This is a genomic window from Paraburkholderia jirisanensis, from assembly GCF_054782355.1.
Genome location: NZ_BAAGSQ010000004.1, coordinates 99,019 through 116,006, shown reverse-complemented (window position 1 = coordinate 116,006; position 16,988 = coordinate 99,019). Strand labels below are relative to the sequence as shown.

Below are 16,988 nucleotides of genomic sequence, written 5' to 3'. Positions count from 1 at the left end.
CATGGTAAACGAAAAGCGTGCGGCGCATTTTCGCGTGTCGCGCAGGCGGCGGCGTTCAATCAACGCGCGATGCTGTATCCGATCCGCGCAATCCAGTGCTGGCGAAGGTTGTAGTCGAGGAGATCCTCGCCGTAGCCGTTGAAATAACCCACCCACAAATAACCGCCCCAAGCGCTGCCGAGCACCTTCGCGAGCGGATAGGTCAGTTGCGTGTCGATGCTGCCGTACCAGTGTTGGGTGCCCTTGCGCAGCGTGGTGGCGAGCTGCCATCCATCCGGGCTGCCGTATTTGACCAGCAGGTCGACGTAGCCGCGATAGTCGGCGATATCGTCGTTATCGCTCGTGCCCGCGTACACGTAGAACTTCGGCGACACGACCCAATGCGCCGCATCGAGATTGCCGAACTCCCAGGTCGGGCGCACGAACAGCGTGTCGAGGCCGCGCGAATCGCTGCCGCCTTTGCCGTTCGACTCGTGCCCGACGCCCGCGGCGATGCCCATGCGCGTGAACCACGACGCGCGCCAGCCGGTATCGGGCACGTAGTAGAACAGCTGCGGCTGGTAGCTGGTGTCGCGAAACGGTCGCGAGTTGGCGGTCAGATCCCAGATCGACGTCTGCGTGTAACCAAAGTACAGATTGTCGACGAAGCTTTTCGAGCTCAGGTCGTTGGGCATCAGCACGCGGTATTTGAAGCTCAGTTGCAGGCGCGCGCTGGTATCGCCGTTATGGCCGATGCCGAAGTACATCGGCTCGAAGTACGAAATGCGCGACTGTGTGCCGTGACCGGCGGTAGATAGCGAATCGCCAGGCGCCGTCCAGACTTCGCTGCTTGATGCGGACGCGGGCGCGGGCGCGGGTGCGGATGCGGATGCGGTCGTTGCGCTGCCACTTGCAACGTCCTGGGTGCTCGGCGAGGCCCCGGAGGCGGCCGACGCGGTTCCGGCGCCCGCCAGTTCAGCCGGCTGCGCCGTGCGGTTGAGCGCCACCATCGCCGGCGACGCATCGAAATCCACCGGATTGATCCTGACCTCGCCACGCGCCCACTGCGGCCACGGCGCCGTATAGCGCACCTTGCGGTACTGTCCGGCGCCGAGCGCTAGCGTATCCGGCACGTCCGCCTCGCGAACCAGTTCGAGTGGCTGCGGCGACAGGTCGCCGTCGGTCAGCGTCACGCGGAGGGTGGCGGGCGGCCGTACGGTGAGAGGCGCTGTGTCGTCGGCGGAGTAGAGCAGGGTGATCTGCAGCGGTTCGGAAAAGCGCGCTTCGCGCGGCGGCTGCAGCATCGCGACCGCGGCATCGGCGGGTGCGGCAAACAGCGCGCATATCGCCGCGCACAACGACACAAGGCAGGCCGCGGCAGCGCGTGCGCCGCCCACGAGGCCGAATAACCGCGGGCGGGCGGGGCCGGCAAGCGCGCACACAAAACCAGAGCCGCATAGCGAAGGATCGAAGCGCATAGGCGAGGCGTCCCTTGTTGGTTGCTTGCCGGCGCGCCGTGCTGGAAGCGGTGCGCCCGTTTTTCATTGTAAAGGTCGGCTTACAAGAAGAAAGGACAGGCAATGAACGGCTTCGTTCGCTTGAGATCATTTCCGTTCGCTTTCTGGCCGATCGCGACTCACCGGGTATGGTCGCGATGGCATCCATCCCGCATGCGAGGCCCGGCGCTCAACTCGCGCAACCCACGCTACCGGCGCCCAGCGGTTTTATGACCGTCTATAGTGGCGATGCGACACGCGTGGTGAACCGCTTCACGCGTTCGCCGGCGCGCCCAACGCCCGCCGCGCGGCGAAAACATCGCCAGCCGGGCGTATACGGGTGGACACGCGCCGATAACCCGATAAAATTGCGCCCATTTTGTCGTCCACGGCAACGTGCACGCACCGGCCGCGCGGGCCTTGCCCGCTGTACCGTTTGCGCGACATTGGGGCATTTTTTTTGTGACGCACCAGGTTTAATGGTAGTTTTCGGGGTTTTCAGGGAAGCCACGGGCAGCATGGCCGCGGCATAAGCGGGGTAGCGGCCGGCGTCGGCGGGCCAGGATCGGAGAACGGAATGAAAAAACGGGTGTTGGGCCGGTTGGCGGCCGCGCTTGTCGTGTGCGCGGCGCCCTGGTTGACGGCTGTGGCAAAAGATACGCAATTGAATGTGTACAACTGGTCGGACTACATCGCCAAGGACACAATCCCGAACTTCACGAAGCAAAGCGGCGTCCAGGTCAAGTACGACAACTACGACAGCGACGACACGCTGCAGGCCAAGCTCCTGACCGGCAATTCCGGCTATGACATCGTCGTGCCGACCAGCAACTATGCGGGCAAGCAGATCGCCGCCGGCATTTTCGCGCCGCTCGACAAATCGAAGCTCCCGAACCTCAAATACCTCGACCCCGCGCTGATGGCGCTGGTGGCCGGCGCCGATCCGGACAACAAGTACACGGTGCCCTGGGCGTACGGCACGACCGGCCTCGGCTACAACGTGAACAAGGCGCAGCAGATTCTCGGCAAGAACGCCGAGCTCAACAACTGGGACATCCTGTTCAAGCCCGAGAACCTGTCGAAGCTGAAGGCCTGCGGCGTATCGGTGCTCGACGCGCCGGACCAGATGTTCGCGGCCGCGCTGCACTACATGGGCCGCGATCCGATGAGCACGAACCCGGCCGACTACCGCGCCGCGCTCGAGATGCTGAAGAAAATCCGCCCGTACATCACGCAGTTCAACTCGTCGGGCTACATCAACGATCTGGTCGGCGGCGACATCTGCTTCGCGTACGGCTGGTCGGGCGACGTCGTGATCGCCAAGCATCGCGCGGCGGAAGCGAAGAAGCCGTACAAGATCGAGTACTACGTGCCCAAGGGCGGCGCGCCGGTGTGGTTCGACGTGATGGCGATCCCGAAGGACGCGAAGAACAAGGAAGCCGCGCTCGAGTGGATCAACTACATCGAGACGCCGCAGGTACACGCGGCGATCACGAACGCGGTCTACTATCCGAGCGCCAACGCGGAAGCGCGCAAGTACGTGGACAAGGACGTCGCCAACGATCCGGCCGTTTATCCGCCGGCCGACGTGGTCAAGACGCTGTTCCTGCTCAAGCCGCTGCCGCCTGAAATCCAGCGCCTGCAGACGCGTCTGTGGACGGAATTCAAGTCCGGCCGCTGAGCGTAGCAACGAGCGCGGCAATGCGTACAGCAGTGCAGTAGACCTTGTCATTCTCAAGCCCCCGGTGTCCGCCGGGGGCTTTGTTCATCCAATGCAGCAGGAAAAGCAGCACACCATGAGCGATCAGACTGGCGCGCCGGCGGGGGCCGGCACGCAGCCTACGGGCAATCCTGCCGTTGCGGCAGCCGCCGCGACAGCGGAAAACTTCGTGCAGATCGTCGACGTCGTAAAGAAGTTCGGCGACACGGTAGCGGTCAAAGGCGTGAATCTGTCGGTGAAGAAGGGCGAGCTGTTCGCGCTGCTCGGCAGTTCGGGCTGCGGCAAGTCCACGCTGCTGCGCATGCTGGCGGGCCTCGAAACCATCACGTCGGGCAAGATCCTGATCGATGGCGAGGACCTCGCGAACATGCCGCCGTACCGGCGCCCGACCAACATGATGTTCCAGTCGTATGCGCTGTTCCCGCATATGACGGTCGAATCGAACGTCGCATTCGGCCTGAAGCAGGAGAAAGTGCCGAAGGCCGAGATTCGCGAGCGCGTGCAGCAGGCGCTCGAACTGGTGCAGATGGCGCGCTTCGCGAAGCGCAAGCCGCACCAGCTGTCGGGCGGCCAGCAGCAGCGCGTGGCGCTGGCGCGCAGCCTCGTCAAGCGGCCCAAGCTGCTGCTGCTCGACGAGCCGATGTCGGCGCTCGACAAGCAGATCCGCCAGCGCACGCAGATCGAACTGATCAACATCCTCGACCAGGTCGGCGTGACCTGCATCATGGTCACGCACGATCAGGAAGAAGCGATGACGATGGCCGGTCGTCTCGCGGTGATGAGCGAAGGCGAGATCGTGCAGATCGGCACGCCCAACGAAGTGTACGAGTATCCGAACAGCCGCTTCTCGGCCGAGTTCATCGGTTCGACCAATCTGTTCGACGGCAACGTGGTCGAAGACGAGCCGGACTACGTGTACATCGAGACCCCGGAATTGCCAGTGCGCCTGTACGTGAGCCACGGCATCACCGGGCCGCTCGGCATGCCGGTGACGATCTCGGTGCGGCCCGAGCGCATTGCGCTAACGCGCAAGCCGCCCGAAGGCGCGTTCAACTGGGGCAAGGGCAACGTGATGAACATCGCGTACATGGGTGGCTACTCGCTGTACCACGTGAAGCTCGACAGCGGCAAGACGGTGGTGGCGAACGTATCGAGCCTCGCGTTGAGCGAAATCGAAACGCCCACATGGGGCGACGAAGTGTACGTGCGCTGGAGCGCGTCGGCCGGGGTGGTGCTGACGGCATGAAGACCTCCCTGCAGACGCTCGCCGCATGGCCGGCACGGCGCTTCCATCTGACCGGCCGCACCGCCGTGGTGGCGGGGCCGTTCATCTGGCTGCTGGCATTCTTCCTCGTGCCGTTCCTGCTGGTCGTGAAGATCAGCTTCGCGGACCAGCAGCTCGGCATTCCGCCGTACACGCAGCTGCTGGCGTTCAAGGACGGCGTGCTCAACATCGCGCTCGACCTGTCGCACTACGCGTTTCTGTTCCAGGACAGCCTGTACTTCGCGACCTACGTGAATTCGCTGATGGTGGCGGCGGTCACGACGCTGATCTGTCTGCTGATCGGCTATCCGATGGCGTACTACATCGCGCGTTCGAATCCGGCGTCGCGCAACATCCTGATGATGATGGTGATGCTGCCGTTCTGGACGTCGTTTCTGATTCGTGTGTATGCGTGGATCGGCATTCTGAAGAACAACGGCTTGCTGAACAACATGCTGCTGTCGATCGGGCTGATCCATACGCCGATCGAGCTGTATCGAACCAACACGGGTGTGTATATCGGCATGGTGTATTCGTATCTGCCGTTTCTGGTGATGCCGCTTTATGCGCACCTCGTGAAGATGGACCTGACGCTACTCGAAGCGGCCTACGACCTCGGCGCGCGGCCGTGGAAGGCGTTCTGGCAAATCACGCTGCCGCTGTCGAAGAACGGCATTATCGCGGGCTGCATGCTGGTGTTCATTCCGGCGGTGGGCGAGTACGTGATTCCGGAACTGCTCGGCGGCGCGAACACGCTGATGATCGGCCGCGTGATGTGGAATGAATTCTTCGACAACGCGGACTGGCCGATGGCCTCCGCGGTGACCTGCGCGATGGTGTTGCTGCTGCTGGTGCCGATGGCGCTGTTCCAGCATGCGCAGGCGAAAGCGCTGGAGGACAGGCGCGGATGAAGCCGAACCGGGTTTTGCAGTTTATTGCGCTGGGGATCGGGTTTCTGTTCCTGTATGTCCCGATCGCCAGCCTGATCGTGTACTCGTTCAACGAGTCGCAACTGGTGACGGTCTGGACGCATTTCTCGACGCGCTGGTATGCGGCGCTGTTGCAGGACGATGAACTGATCAACGCGGCGTGGCTGTCGCTGCGGATCGGCTTGCTGACGGCGTTTGCTTCGGTGGCGATCGGCACGTGGGCGGGTTTCGTGCTGGCGCGGATGGGGCGCTTTCGCGGCTTCACGCTATATACCGGCATGATCAACGCGCCGCTGGTGATTCCCGAGGTGATTCAGGGCATCTCGCTGTTGCTGCTGTTCGTCGAGCTGGGACAGTGGCTCGGCTGGCCGGCTGGGCGCGGGCTCGTGACGATCTGGATCGGGCACGTGATGCTGTGCATGTCGTATGTCGCGATCATCGTGCAGTCGCGTGTGCGGGATCTGCATCCGGCGCTGGAAGAGGCCGCGCTCGATCTGGGCGCGACGCCGTTGCGAGTGTTTTTCTCGATTACGTTGCCGCTGATTTCGCAGGCGCTGGTGGCCGGATGGCTGCTGTCGTTTACGTTGTCGATCGACGATCTGGTGCTGTCTGCGTTCCTGTCGGGGCCGGGGTCGACGACGCTGCCGCTGGTGGTGTTTTCGCGCGTACGGCTCGGCCTGAATCCGGAGATGAATGCGCTGGCGACGCTGTTTATCGCGGTGGTTTCGGTGGGCGTGATCGGCGCGAATATCTACATGCAGCGGGCGGAACGCAAGCGGATGGAGATGGCGGTCTGACCATCTCCATTCGATCTGCCGAACGCTATTGCCGCTACCGCGCGAGCATCAGGTCCAGGTTCTGAACCGCGGCGCCTGATGCGCCTTTGCCGAGATTGTCGAACACCGCCGACAGCAGCACGTGTCCGTGCTCGATGTTCGGAAATACGGCGACGCGCATGTCGTTCGTGCCGTTCAACACTTGCGGATCGAGTTGCTTTAGCGCGCTCGACTCCTGCAGCGACAACACCTGCACGTGAGGCGCCTGCGCATAGTGTTGCGCGAGGCATGCATGTAGCGCTGCGCCGTCCACACCGGGCGCAAGCAGCCGCAGCGCCAGCGGCACGGTCAGCACGATGCCCTGGCGAAACGCACCATATGACGGCACAAAAACAGGCCGTTGCGCGAGCCCGGCGTGCTGCTGGATTTCCGGCGTGTGCTTATGCGCGAGCTCCAGGCCATAGACCAGGAAGCCGGGCGCGTTGATGCTGTCCTGCCCCTCGTACTTCTCGACCCCGGCCCGTCCGCCGCCTGAATAGCCGGACACTGCATTGACGCTGATGGGGTACTCGTCCGGTATCAGCCCGGCTTGCCGTAGCGGACGCAACAAGCCGATCGCCCCGGTCGGATAGCAACCGGGATTGGTGACACGCCGCGAATTCGCAATGCGTTCATCCTGTCCCGGCGCCATTTCGGGGAAGCCGTAGGTCCAGCCTGGCTGCGTGCGATGTGCCGAACTTGCGTCGATCACCCGGACCTCCGGGTTGACGATTGCGGCCACGGCTTCGCGCGCGGCCTCGTCGGGCAGACAGAGGATCGCGATGTCACAGGCGTTGATTGCCTCGGCGCGACGCCGCGGGTCCTTGCGCTCGGCCGCCGGCAGCGTCACCGGTCGCAGGTCGGTGCGCCCGCGCAGCCGTTCGTGGATTTGCAACCCGGTGGTGCCTTGGTCGCCGTCGATAAAAACCAGGGGCTTGCTCATGCGCGGAAATCCTCCCGTGAACAGATCGTTGCGATTCGAAGGTCTCCATCATCCGCGCGCTGCTAGAATAGGAAAAGTTGATTTTCATAACGTTGACGTTCAGATTTTCTGAATCAGGATGGCGAGATGCGAGAGATCAGCCTGGACCGCTTGCGCACGCTGGTCGCGATTGCCGACCGTGGCTCCTTCGCCGACGCGGCCCGCGCGCTGAACCTCGCGCCGCCGACGGTCAGCCTGCACATCAGCGAGCTGGAAGAGCGCATTGGGGCGCCGCTGCTGTCGCGCAAACGCGGCGATGTGCGGCCGTCGGCGATAGGCGAGGTGCTGGTCGAGCGCGCGCGGCGTCTGCTGGCCGACGCGGAGCAGGCGCTGGACGACGTGCAGCGTCAGGTGCAGGGGCTCGCCGGGCGCGTGCGGCTGGGTGCGTCGACTGGTGCGATCGCGCATTTGCTGCCGCAGGCGCTCGAGGTGCTGCGCGAACATCATCCGGCCATCGATGTTCAGGTTGCGGTGCTGACGTCGCATGAAACGCTAACCCGGCTGGCCGATGGCACGCTCGATGTCGGGCTGGTTGCGCTGCCTCAGTCAGCCGTGGCCGGGCTCGCGATCAAGCCGTGGCGGCGCGACCCTGTGATGGCTTTCGTGCCATTGCACTGGAAGAGTCCGGCTCGGGTTACGCCGGAGTGGCTCGCTGCGCAACCGCTTATTCTGAACGACACCACGACGCGTCTTTCGCGCCTCACTACCGAGTGGTTTGCGGCAGGAGGGCATCATCCGACGCCGCGCATTCAGCTCAATTTCAACGACGCAATCAAGAGTCTGGTTGCTGCGGGTTACGGTGCGGCGTTGTTGCCGCATGAAGCAACCACGCCGTCACCGGATGAACGCATTGCGATGCGAGCGCTGCGTCCTTCGTTGTGGCGTCGTCTTGGCATTGCGCATCGCACGGAGTACGTCGAACGGTCCACTCAACATGTGCTCGATGTGCTGTGGGAATTTCGCGTGGCTTAGGAGTTGGAGTTTGTTTGTCGATTGGGCATGCGAAAACTCTGAAAATCGCGGGCAGGCGTGGTTTTAGCCGGTTCAGGTGAACTCTCAAAAAAAGTCCGTGCCTATACTTTGCCTCGCCGTCGAAACAACGACGGTCGGGTTGGGAAGCCCGGGCCGGACGATGCACACCTGTTCACGCAGGCTGTGCATTTAACCTACGTACGTTCGTTGCTTATGGGCGGGCCGTGGTTAGGGAGCCGCAAGGCTCGCCGGCTCGTCCGCCCGGTCTTCCCACCTTTCCACTGTGCCCGCTCACCCTTTCCAAACGGGTGGTCCGGGCGTTCGAAGGGAGGCTGCACCATGACTCAACAACTCACGCTCGAAACCCTGCAATCGCTGACGCACGACCAGCTCGCGCGGCGTCTCATTCTGCTCGGCCGCGTGAATGCCACCGCGATGCAAAACGCGGAGCGCTTCAGCAACGAAGCCGCGACGATTGCGGCGCTGGCGCGCGCGATCCGGCGGCAAGGCGCTTCGCTGATCGACCGCGTTGCGATGATCGAACTGGTCGAGCAGATCGCGTCGACGGCCGAATCGGACGCGGCGCTCGACAGGCAATCCATCGAGTACTTCTGCGCATGCCCGCCGCAAGAGTGGGATGAAATCGAAGAGCGCCTGAGCGACCCGATGGATGGAGCAGGCGCACCTGAGATGGCCGCGCAACACTGACGGTTTCGTCTGTGCGGTTTTCTCGTTAGCCGGTGCGGCGTTGCAATGACGGTGCAACGCCACGACCGAAGCATCGAAATCCCTGAGGCTTGCGCGTGGTCTAATGCGCAATCTGCAACGCTAGCTTGCGCATCGAAGTAGCCATTCAACGCGGCGTGAGCGCAAACGGGGTAACGATGGAGGTATCTGGATGGGAACAGCTGATCCGCCTGTGGGAACTGATCGTGATGGTCTGCAAGTTCCTGTGGAATCTGCTGCGGCTGTTGGGTGGCGGTTAAGCGGCGGTTGAAAGCATTGCGTCATGCATTGCCCATCGAAGTCGGGTAACGTAAGGCTCCCGTCACGACCCGATGCGATCCGCCACCATGCCGACCTTTGCCAACTCCACCCAGCGCTTCTCCGATCGCGTCGCGGACTACGTGAAGTACCGGCCGACCTATCCGCGCGAGATCGTCACGTTTCTGCACGACACATGCGGGCTTGCGCCCGATGCGAAAGTGGCCGACATCGGTGCGGGCACCGGCATTTCGGCGAAGGTGTTTCTCGACGAAGGGCATCCGGTGGTGGCGGTCGAACCGAACGACGCGATGCGTTCCGCGGCCGATACGCTGCTGGCAGACTACCCAGGCTTCTCAAGCGTCGCAGGCACGGCCGAGGCGACGACGCTCGACGATGCCAGCGTCGGCCTGGTGATCGCGGCGCAAGCGTTCCACTGGTTCGACCCAGTCACCGCGCGCCGCGAGTTCGCGCGCATTCTGAAGCCGCGTGGGCTCATTGCGTTGTTCTGGAATAGCCGGTTACTCGAAGGATCGAAGTTCCTCGAAGACTATGAAGCGCTGCTGCAGCGCTACAGCACCGACTATCAGGCGGTGGCGGAGCGCTACGGCGACGATGAATCGATGGCCGCGTGGTTCGGCGACTCGTTCGCGCACAACGCGTATTTCCCGAATAAGCAACTGCTCGATCTGGGCGGACTGGAAGGGCGCTTGATGTCGTCGTCGTATGCACCGAAGGTCGGGCATCCGAACCATGAGCCGACGCTCGCCGCGCTGCGCGAACTGTTCGAACGCACGCAGCGCGACGGGATGACCGAGTTTACGTACGAGACGCGCGTGTACGTGGGGTATGCTTCGGCCGCTGTTTAGGCCGTGAGGCACAGAACGGCCGTGCGCTCGTCAATCTATCTCGTGGGCGAGTTCGTATAAAGTGCAGGGCGGCCGCGTGCCATCGCGACACGCGCTCCGACTTCTGGTGACGACCCGACGCACATGGAATCTGCTCTCGACCCGGACGTGGCTCCGGGCAAACGCAAACTGATCGAAGCGGCGCTGCGTCTGACAGCCGGCGGCCGCAGCCTGACGACGCTAGGCTTGCGCGAACTCGCACGCGAAGCGGGGCTCAACCCGAACACGTTCTACCGGCACTTCGAAACGCTCGACGACATCGCACTCGAAGCGATCGAATCGGTGAGCCATAAGCTGCGGCCGATGCTGCGCCGTGCACGCTGGCTGGCCGCACACGACGAGCCGTACGGCCAGCCGCATCACGTGGCGCGTCGCGCATGCGTGGCGTACTTTGCGTTCGTGCTAGAGAATCCCGAAGCGTTTCTGAGAGCACTCGTTGAGTATCACGGCACATCTGCGACGCTGCGCGCAGCGGTGCGTGAGAATCTGCGCGACGTGTCGGCGGAAATGTCCGATGACGTCGTGCAGCTACAGCTGATGCCAGGGTTGCCGCGCGCGACAGTGGATGAAATCTGTACGCAGATCGTGCTGCATCTGTTTCATCTGTCATCCGAATATCTTGCGAGTGCGGAGCAACGCGATGCGCTGCTCGACTATTCGGAGCGGTTTGTCGTCAGGCTGTTTGCGGGAGCGACGGTGCTGGCTCAGCATCAACACGCGTGAGCGACGCAAGATCAACATAAAACAAGGCCCCACCGATTACTCGATGAGGCCTTGTCGTTTCAACGCGAGTTCACGCTCAGAACCGCTGACCGCTCACGTGTCGTTCCAGTTGTTCGAATCGTCGCTGCCCATGTCGACGTTGCCGCCACCGCTGCCGTCATCGCTCCAGTCGTTCGAGCCCTGACCGAAATCGACCTGGCTGTTGTCGCCGCCGCCATCGCCGCCACCGCGGCGGCGCTCGTCGTCGACGATTACGTCACGCTCGACCACGCGATCACGGCCTGAGTTCAGCGCTTCGCCAAGCAGCACACCCGTCAGCAGGCCACCCATGCCGCCACCGAACCCACCACCCGGTTGCTGGATGATCACCGGCGGCTGTTGCTGAGGCGGATATTGCGGCGAATACGGGTAGGGCGCTTGCCCGGGCGGCACTTGTCTGCCGAACTGCGCATCGGCTTCACGCGCATAGCTCGAATCGTTCGGATTCGACGCATAGCTCGGTGCGGCTGCATTCGGATCCGGCCGGCCTTCCGCACGCGCCTTCAAACTGCCGAGTTGCCGCTCGAGATCGTCGAGCTGATACGGTGGCACCGGATTCTTGCGATCGGACAAGCCTTGCACGAGGTCGCGCAATTGCGTCTCCATGCCTTCGACTTCTTTCTCCAGCTGCTCGTGGCCCGGCGTCGTAGACAAACGCACGTCGAGCTTCAGCGAGCGTACGTCGTTCAGCAGATCGGTGGCGCGCTTGAGTTGCGTGCGGCGTTCGTCATCCGAGGTCGCATCGCTTTGCGAGCGCGCGCGCCGCAAGGTCCAGCGCAACACCAACGCAATCGCGCCGATCAGGATCACGATGCCGATCCACATGCCCATCGAAGGCCCGTGACGCGCCGGTGCCTCTTGCGCAAACGCGGCCTGCTGCGAATCGCCGGACGACGATTGCTGCGCGAACGGATTGTGCGTGGTACCCGTGGTATTTGTGCTGGCCACCGCGCCCGCGCGCGCAGCATCGCTGCGAATGCGCGCTTCGGTCTGCGCGAAGCGGCTGGGGTCGGTGAAGCGCACTTGCGGATCGAGCGTTTTGGCCTGCTGGATCTGCGTGAGCGCGTCAGCATGACGGCCTTCCTGGCTCAGCACCTGGGCGTACAGATAATGCGCACGTGCATTGTCAGGATGCGCCTGCAGCACTTCGCGCAGTTCGCTATCGGCCTTCGACCAGTTTTGCTGCTGGATTGCCGTTTCGACCTGAGTGGCGGTCGGCGCGGCAAATGCGCCGCCCGACACGAGCATCAGTGAAACGAACGCTGCTGCAACTAGTTTTTTCATGATGCGGGCCGGGCGCGCAAACGCCCGTCTCCATGGCAATCGCCGCGGTGCGCAATGCAAGTACGGCAGCGCATTACGTACCGCATGTGGCCTGCCGTTACTCGGCCGGCGTGTTCAACTGCTTCTTCAAGGCGGCGAGACGGTCGTCGACCGACGGGCCGCGGTTCAGGTCCGCGAGCTTGTCGTCGAGTGCCTTGCCGCTCTTCGTATCGGCGGAACCGAGCCGCGCATCGGAGCGCGCATTCGATAGCGCAACCTTGTCTTCCAGCTTCTGGAAGTCTTCAGCAAGATTCTTGCCGCCAATGCCGCCCAATGCGGTGGCTGCCGTGTCTTTCGCCTGCGCGATCTGCTGCTTGGCCTGCAGGATGTTCGAGCGGGCCGACAGATCGTTGCGGCGCTGACGCATGTCGTCGATCTGCGATTTCAGCTGTGCGACCGAAGGTTCGAGCGTGGCCAGTTCGCGCGCCAGCGAGTCGCGCTCGGTTTCCGCCGTGGACTGGGCGCCGAGCGCTTCGCGTGCGAGCGCTTCGTCGCCGGATTGCAGCGCGCGCTTCGCGCCGTCTTCGTACTTCTTCGCCTTGTCGGCTGCCACGTCGCGCTTGCTTTGCTGGGTGGCGACCTGCGCCTGGATCTCGATCAGCGAGTTCTCGGCCTTCGCGATGCTTTCGTCGAGTTCGCGCACGATCTGGCGTGCATCGCGCGACGGGTCTTGCACCGAATCGGCTGCGTCGTTCAGCAGACCTTTGAGCGTCCGCGAGATGCTGTCAAAAAGCGACATGAAATACCTCCAATGATTGAAATCGGCACGGTTCGGACCGGCGCGGTTCATCGATAGTTTAGGCCGCCGCGCGCCACGCTGCGCAACCGGCGCGACCAAACATCGGGGCTGCTGCACGCATTGCAAGAGGCCGTGGCAAACAGATTGTGCGGCAACACCGTGACATTGCGAACGATGTGCAACAGCCAGGCGGCCAGTTCGCGGATATTACACCACGTACTCTCTTAAAAACGGCTTAAACATTGCTGCGGCGAGCTTACATGACGACAGTGAAGAGCCGTCCGTGAAAAAGGAAGACGCGACAGGCCAGCGGTATTTCAATGCTTTCGGATCGCCGACAACGCGACACGTTTGCGCCACGTAGTCGGCGTGCCGGTGCCGGCACTGGTCGCCATTGGCAACGGAAAATCAGCAATGGAAATAGAAGGCTGATATCACGCGAAGCGGCCGCGACCTTCGCTGGGGTCGATACACGGCGCGTCATCGGCGCCGGCGCTATCCGGCTTCGATCTTGCCTTCGCCTTGAGCGCGACCGCTTTCGCCGCAGCCACGCGTGCGGCTGCTTCGGCCGCGGCTTGTGCATCCGCCTCGGTGCGGCCTTCGCTCGCCAATGCGGACGCGGCACTGGCCTCGCCCGCCAGCGCACGTAGCGGATCGACCGGTATAGCCGGCACCGCGCGCGCTTCCTGTGCTTCATGCGCCGCATCGTCCAATGCCCGCCGCGCGACCGGGTCCGCCTGTGCATCTCGCGTCTGCGCATCCGCTGCGGGAACGGCCGCTTTCGTCTGCAACGCCGGATGCGTGCTTTCACGCACCTGACGCGTCGAGCGTGCGACGCGCCGCAGCGCTTCATTCAGCGCATCGGGCTCGCGTGGCGCCCGCAGCCGGTCGACGATGCTGGCTGCCTTCACCTGTTCGCTGGTGGCGCCGAACGCGAGCACCGCGCGTCGCATCAGTTCGCTGACGCTGATGCCGAGCTCCTCGGCGGTGCTGGCGATGGCGCGTTTCTGGGCAGGCGACACGAAGACGACGATGCGTTCGCTAGGCTTGTTCATAAGGCGGCTCGTGTGGTTGACAGCTTCGAATCAGGCTTCGAACTTCCGCGGCACAATGGCTCAAGACCCCGTCGCGCGCGTGCAGGGCACGGCGCATGCAGACCATCATAAAACGACTGGCCCGGGCGCGAAACCGGGCGCACGGTGAATCTCGTGTGACATCAACGGTTTGGCGCCGTTCCAGCCGCATTGTCCACAGGTATATGAACAAAATCTGTTGATAACCGCACGGCCACGCGAGATCGGCGTGCTTTTGCATTTTCCGGCGGTTTGTTCGTCTTTTATCGTCGGAGCAGGCCACCGACGGTACATTTCTTACAAAAAAATCCGGTAGCACCCGCCGCGATTTCTTTAAAATGCGCTGTTACATTGCGCCACAGGCCGCTGTGCCGCGCCGTGCGAGGCGCGCCGGAGCTGGCGCGCACACGCTCGCTACCCACACGATTCACGCGCGGCAACCGCAGATTCACGCGGTTCAATGCAGCGCGTGACCATACGGCGCACCACGATGTGCCGACATTTGAGTCATGCCTATCATCAAGCAGCCGCCATCCTCCAGCCCTTCGGGCAATTCAGGCGACCGGGGCCCCGATCCGGATCGCGACAATCCGTATCACCGTTACGACGATAACGAGCCACCGCGGCGCCGTTCGATCTTCGGCCGCCTCGTGCTGGGGTTCTTCGGCCTGATCGTCGCATGTGGCGTGGTCGGCGCGCTGGTGGTCGGCTATGCGCTGGTGGTGATGAACCCGCAACTGCCGTCGCTCGAAGCGCTGACCGACTACCGGCCGAAGGTGCCGCTGCGCGTCTATACGGCCGACCACGTGCTGATCGGCGAGTTCGGCGACGAGCGCCGCAGCCTCGTGCGCTTCCAGGACATCCCCGACGTAATGAAGAAAGCGGTGCTCGCAATCGAGGACTATCGCTTCTACGAGCACGGCGGCGTCGACTTCGTCGGCATCCTGCGCGCGGGTTTCGCCGACCTGTCGCACGGCGGCGCGTCGCAGGGCGCGAGCACGATCACGATGCAGGTGGCGCGCAACTTCTTCCTGTCGAGCGAAAAAACCTACACCCGCAAGATCTACGAAATGCTGCTCGCGTACAAGATCGAACGCGCGCTGTCGAAGGATCAGATTCTCGAGCTGTATATGAATCAGATCTATCTCGGCGAGCGGGCTTACGGTTTTGCGGCAGCCGCACGCGTGTACTACGGCCGCGACCTGAAGGACATTTCGCTGGCGCAGGCGGCGATGCTCGCGGGCCTGCCGAAGGCGCCGTCCGCGTATAACCCGGTGGTCAATCCGAAGCGCGCGAAGATTCGCCAGGAGTACATCCTGAAGCGGATGCTCGAGCTGCGCTACATCACGCAGGATCAATACGACCAGGCAGTGAAGGAAGACATTCACGCGCGGGTTGCCGGCAACGAATACAGCGTGCACGCCGAGTACGTCGCCGAAATGGTCCGGCAGATGATGTACGCGCAGTACAAGGACGAAACCTACTCGCGCGGCCTGAATGTCGTGACGACGATCGACTCGGCCGATCAGGACGCCGCGTACAAGGCAGTGCGCAAAGGCGTGATGGATTACGAACGCCGTCACGGCTATCGCGGTCCGGAAGGCTTTGTCGAGCTGCCCGCCGATGCCGACGACCGCGAGGAAACCATCGAGGACGCGCTTGCCGATCACCCGGACAACGGCGAGATCGTCTCGGCGGTGGTGACGTCCGCAACGCCGAAGCAGGTAGAGGCGCAGATGCAGGACGGCACGAAGGCCACCGTCAGCGGCGAAGGGCTGCGCTTCGTGGCGAACGCGCTATCCGCGCGCGCGGCCCAGGCGCAGAAAATCCGGCCGGGCTCGATCGTGCGCCTCGTCGCCGACGCGAACGGCAACTGGCAGATCACGCAACTGCCGCAGGTGGAGGGCGCACTGGTGTCGCTGACACCGCAGGACGGCGCGATCCGCGCGCTGATCGGCGGCTTCGACTTCAACAAGAACAAGTTCAACCACGTGACGCAGGCGTGGCGGCAACCGGGTTCGAGCTTCAAGCCGTTCATCTATTCAGCCGCGCTCGACAAGGGCGTCGCGCCGGCGACCATCGTCAACGATGCGCCGCTGTACTTCCCGCCCACGTCGCCCGGCGGCGAGGCATGGGAGCCGAAGGACGACGACCAGCCGGAAGGTCCGATGCCGCTGCGCGTCGCGTTGGAGAAATCGAAGAACCTGGTGTCGATCCGTCTGCTGTCGTACATCGGCACCAAATACGCACAGGATTACGTGACGCAGCGCTTCGGCTTCGACGCGGACAAGACACCGCCGTATCTGCCGATGGCGCTCGGCGCGGGACTCGTCACGCCATTGCAGTCGGCCAGCGCGTATAGCGTGTTCGCGAATGGCGGCTATCGGGTCAATCCGTATCTGATCGCGGAAGTGACCGATGCGCGCGGCGTGGCGGTGTTGCGCGCGCAACCGCTGGTGGCCGGGCGCGATGCGCCGCGCACGGTCGATGCACGCAACGCGTACATCATGAACAGCCTGCTGCATTCGGTTGCGACGGCCGGCACGGGGGCGGGCAGCAACGTGCTGAAGCGCTCGGACCTGCAGGGCAAGACGGGTACCACCAACGATGCGAAGGACGGCTGGTTCGCCGGCTATCAGCAATCGCTGGTCGCAGTGGCGTGGATGGGTTACGACCAGCCGAAGAGCCTCGGTAGCCGCGAATTCGGCGCGCAGCTCGCGCTGCCGATCTGGATCGACTACATGGGCCGTGCGTTGCGCGGCGTGCCGCAAGTGGAGCCGGAGATGCCGGCCGGTGTCGCGACGGTGGCCGGCGAGCTGTACTACGCGGATATGGTGCCGGGCATGGGCTTCGTCGCGAGTATCGGGCTTGACGGTGGCGCGGCGGCGTTGGCCGGTGCGAGCGATGCGCAAGGCGGCATCGGGCCGGCAGGGATGACGCCGCAGCAACAGGCGCAGCCGACCGTGTCGTCGACCGAGAAGAAAGAGATCATGGATCTGTTCGAATCGAACAAGCCTTGATGTTCTGAGAGCTTGGGGTTTG

At 63.4% G+C, this 16,988-nt stretch carries 14 protein-coding genes; 9 read left to right on the top strand and 5 right to left on the bottom strand.

Features of this window, described 5'->3' with window-relative positions; all coding sequences use genetic code 11:
• Positions 1-59: 59 nt before the first annotated feature.
• Positions 60-1,457, bottom strand: a complete 1,398-nt coding sequence (locus ACYVNQ_RS03045) for a phospholipase A (RefSeq protein ID WP_460900788.1) — start codon at positions 1,455-1,457, stop codon at positions 60-62.
• A gap of 595 nt (positions 1,458-2,052) precedes the next feature.
• Here ACYVNQ_RS03045 and ACYVNQ_RS03040 point away from each other — a divergent pair.
• From ACYVNQ_RS03040 to ACYVNQ_RS03025, 4 genes are all read left to right on the top strand, one after another.
• The gene (locus tag ACYVNQ_RS03040) at positions 2,053-3,156 is read left to right on the top strand and encodes a polyamine ABC transporter substrate-binding protein (RefSeq protein WP_460900787.1); all 1,104 of its coding nucleotides are present in this window, start codon (positions 2,053-2,055) and stop codon (positions 3,154-3,156) included.
• Positions 3,157-3,271: 115 nt separating this feature from the next.
• Positions 3,272-4,441, top strand: a complete 1,170-nt coding sequence (locus tag ACYVNQ_RS03035) for an ABC transporter ATP-binding protein (RefSeq protein WP_460900786.1) — start codon at positions 3,272-3,274, stop codon at positions 4,439-4,441.
• The gene (locus ACYVNQ_RS03030) at positions 4,438-5,370 is read left to right on the top strand and encodes an ABC transporter permease subunit (RefSeq protein WP_460900785.1); all 933 of its coding nucleotides are present in this window, start codon (positions 4,438-4,440) and stop codon (positions 5,368-5,370) included. Before ACYVNQ_RS03035 ends, ACYVNQ_RS03030 begins: the two co-directional genes overlap by 4 nt.
• Positions 5,367-6,185 (top strand): ABC transporter permease subunit, encoded by an 819-nt coding sequence (locus ACYVNQ_RS03025; RefSeq protein WP_460900784.1) that lies wholly within the window; start codon positions 5,367-5,369, stop codon positions 6,183-6,185. The genes ACYVNQ_RS03030 and ACYVNQ_RS03025 overlap by 4 nt, the downstream gene beginning before the upstream one ends.
• A 34-nt stretch (positions 6,186-6,219) precedes the next feature.
• On the opposite strand, the gene argC is transcribed toward ACYVNQ_RS03025, so the two are convergent.
• A complete protein-coding gene (argC, locus tag ACYVNQ_RS03020; RefSeq protein ID WP_460900783.1) occupies positions 6,220-7,146 on the bottom strand; it encodes an N-acetyl-gamma-glutamyl-phosphate reductase in 927 nt (308 codons plus the stop codon).
• Between the two features lie 126 nt (positions 7,147-7,272).
• Here argC and ACYVNQ_RS03015 point away from each other — a divergent pair, with 126 nt between their 5' ends.
• From ACYVNQ_RS03015 to ACYVNQ_RS03000, 4 genes are all read left to right on the top strand, one after another.
• On the top strand, positions 7,273-8,157 hold the full coding sequence (locus ACYVNQ_RS03015) for a LysR family transcriptional regulator (RefSeq protein ID WP_460900782.1): 885 nt from the start codon (positions 7,273-7,275) through the stop codon (positions 8,155-8,157).
• 339 nt (positions 8,158-8,496) lie between these two features.
• Positions 8,497-8,865 (top strand): hypothetical protein, encoded by a 369-nt coding sequence (locus tag ACYVNQ_RS03010; protein WP_460900781.1) that lies wholly within the window; start codon positions 8,497-8,499, stop codon positions 8,863-8,865.
• 365 nt (positions 8,866-9,230) lie between these two features.
• On the top strand, positions 9,231-10,010 hold the full coding sequence (locus ACYVNQ_RS03005) for a class I SAM-dependent methyltransferase (RefSeq protein ID WP_460900780.1): 780 nt from the start codon (positions 9,231-9,233) through the stop codon (positions 10,008-10,010).
• A gap of 123 nt (positions 10,011-10,133) precedes the next feature.
• Positions 10,134-10,772 (top strand): TetR family transcriptional regulator, encoded by a 639-nt coding sequence (locus ACYVNQ_RS03000; protein ID WP_460900779.1) that lies wholly within the window; start codon positions 10,134-10,136, stop codon positions 10,770-10,772.
• Positions 10,773-10,865: 93 nt separating this feature from the next.
• Here ACYVNQ_RS03000 and ACYVNQ_RS02995 read toward each other — a convergent pair whose 3' ends face one another.
• The 3 genes from ACYVNQ_RS02995 to ACYVNQ_RS02985 form a co-directional block, all read right to left on the bottom strand.
• Entirely contained in the window at positions 10,866-12,095 is a 1,230-nt protein-coding gene (locus tag ACYVNQ_RS02995) for a tetratricopeptide repeat protein (RefSeq protein ID WP_460900778.1), read from the bottom strand.
• 97 nt (positions 12,096-12,192) lie between these two features.
• Complete coding sequence (locus ACYVNQ_RS02990) at positions 12,193-12,873, bottom strand: PspA/IM30 family protein (protein ID WP_460900777.1); 681 nt, start codon at positions 12,871-12,873, stop codon at positions 12,193-12,195.
• Between the two features lie 434 nt (positions 12,874-13,307).
• Positions 13,308-13,928 (bottom strand): hypothetical protein, encoded by a 621-nt coding sequence (locus ACYVNQ_RS02985; protein ID WP_460900776.1) that lies wholly within the window; start codon positions 13,926-13,928, stop codon positions 13,308-13,310.
• Between the two features lie 527 nt (positions 13,929-14,455).
• Here ACYVNQ_RS02985 and ACYVNQ_RS02980 point away from each other — a divergent pair.
• Complete coding sequence (locus ACYVNQ_RS02980) at positions 14,456-16,966, top strand: penicillin-binding protein 1A (RefSeq protein ID WP_460900775.1); 2,511 nt, start codon at positions 14,456-14,458, stop codon at positions 16,964-16,966.
• Positions 16,967-16,988 lie beyond the last annotated feature (22 nt).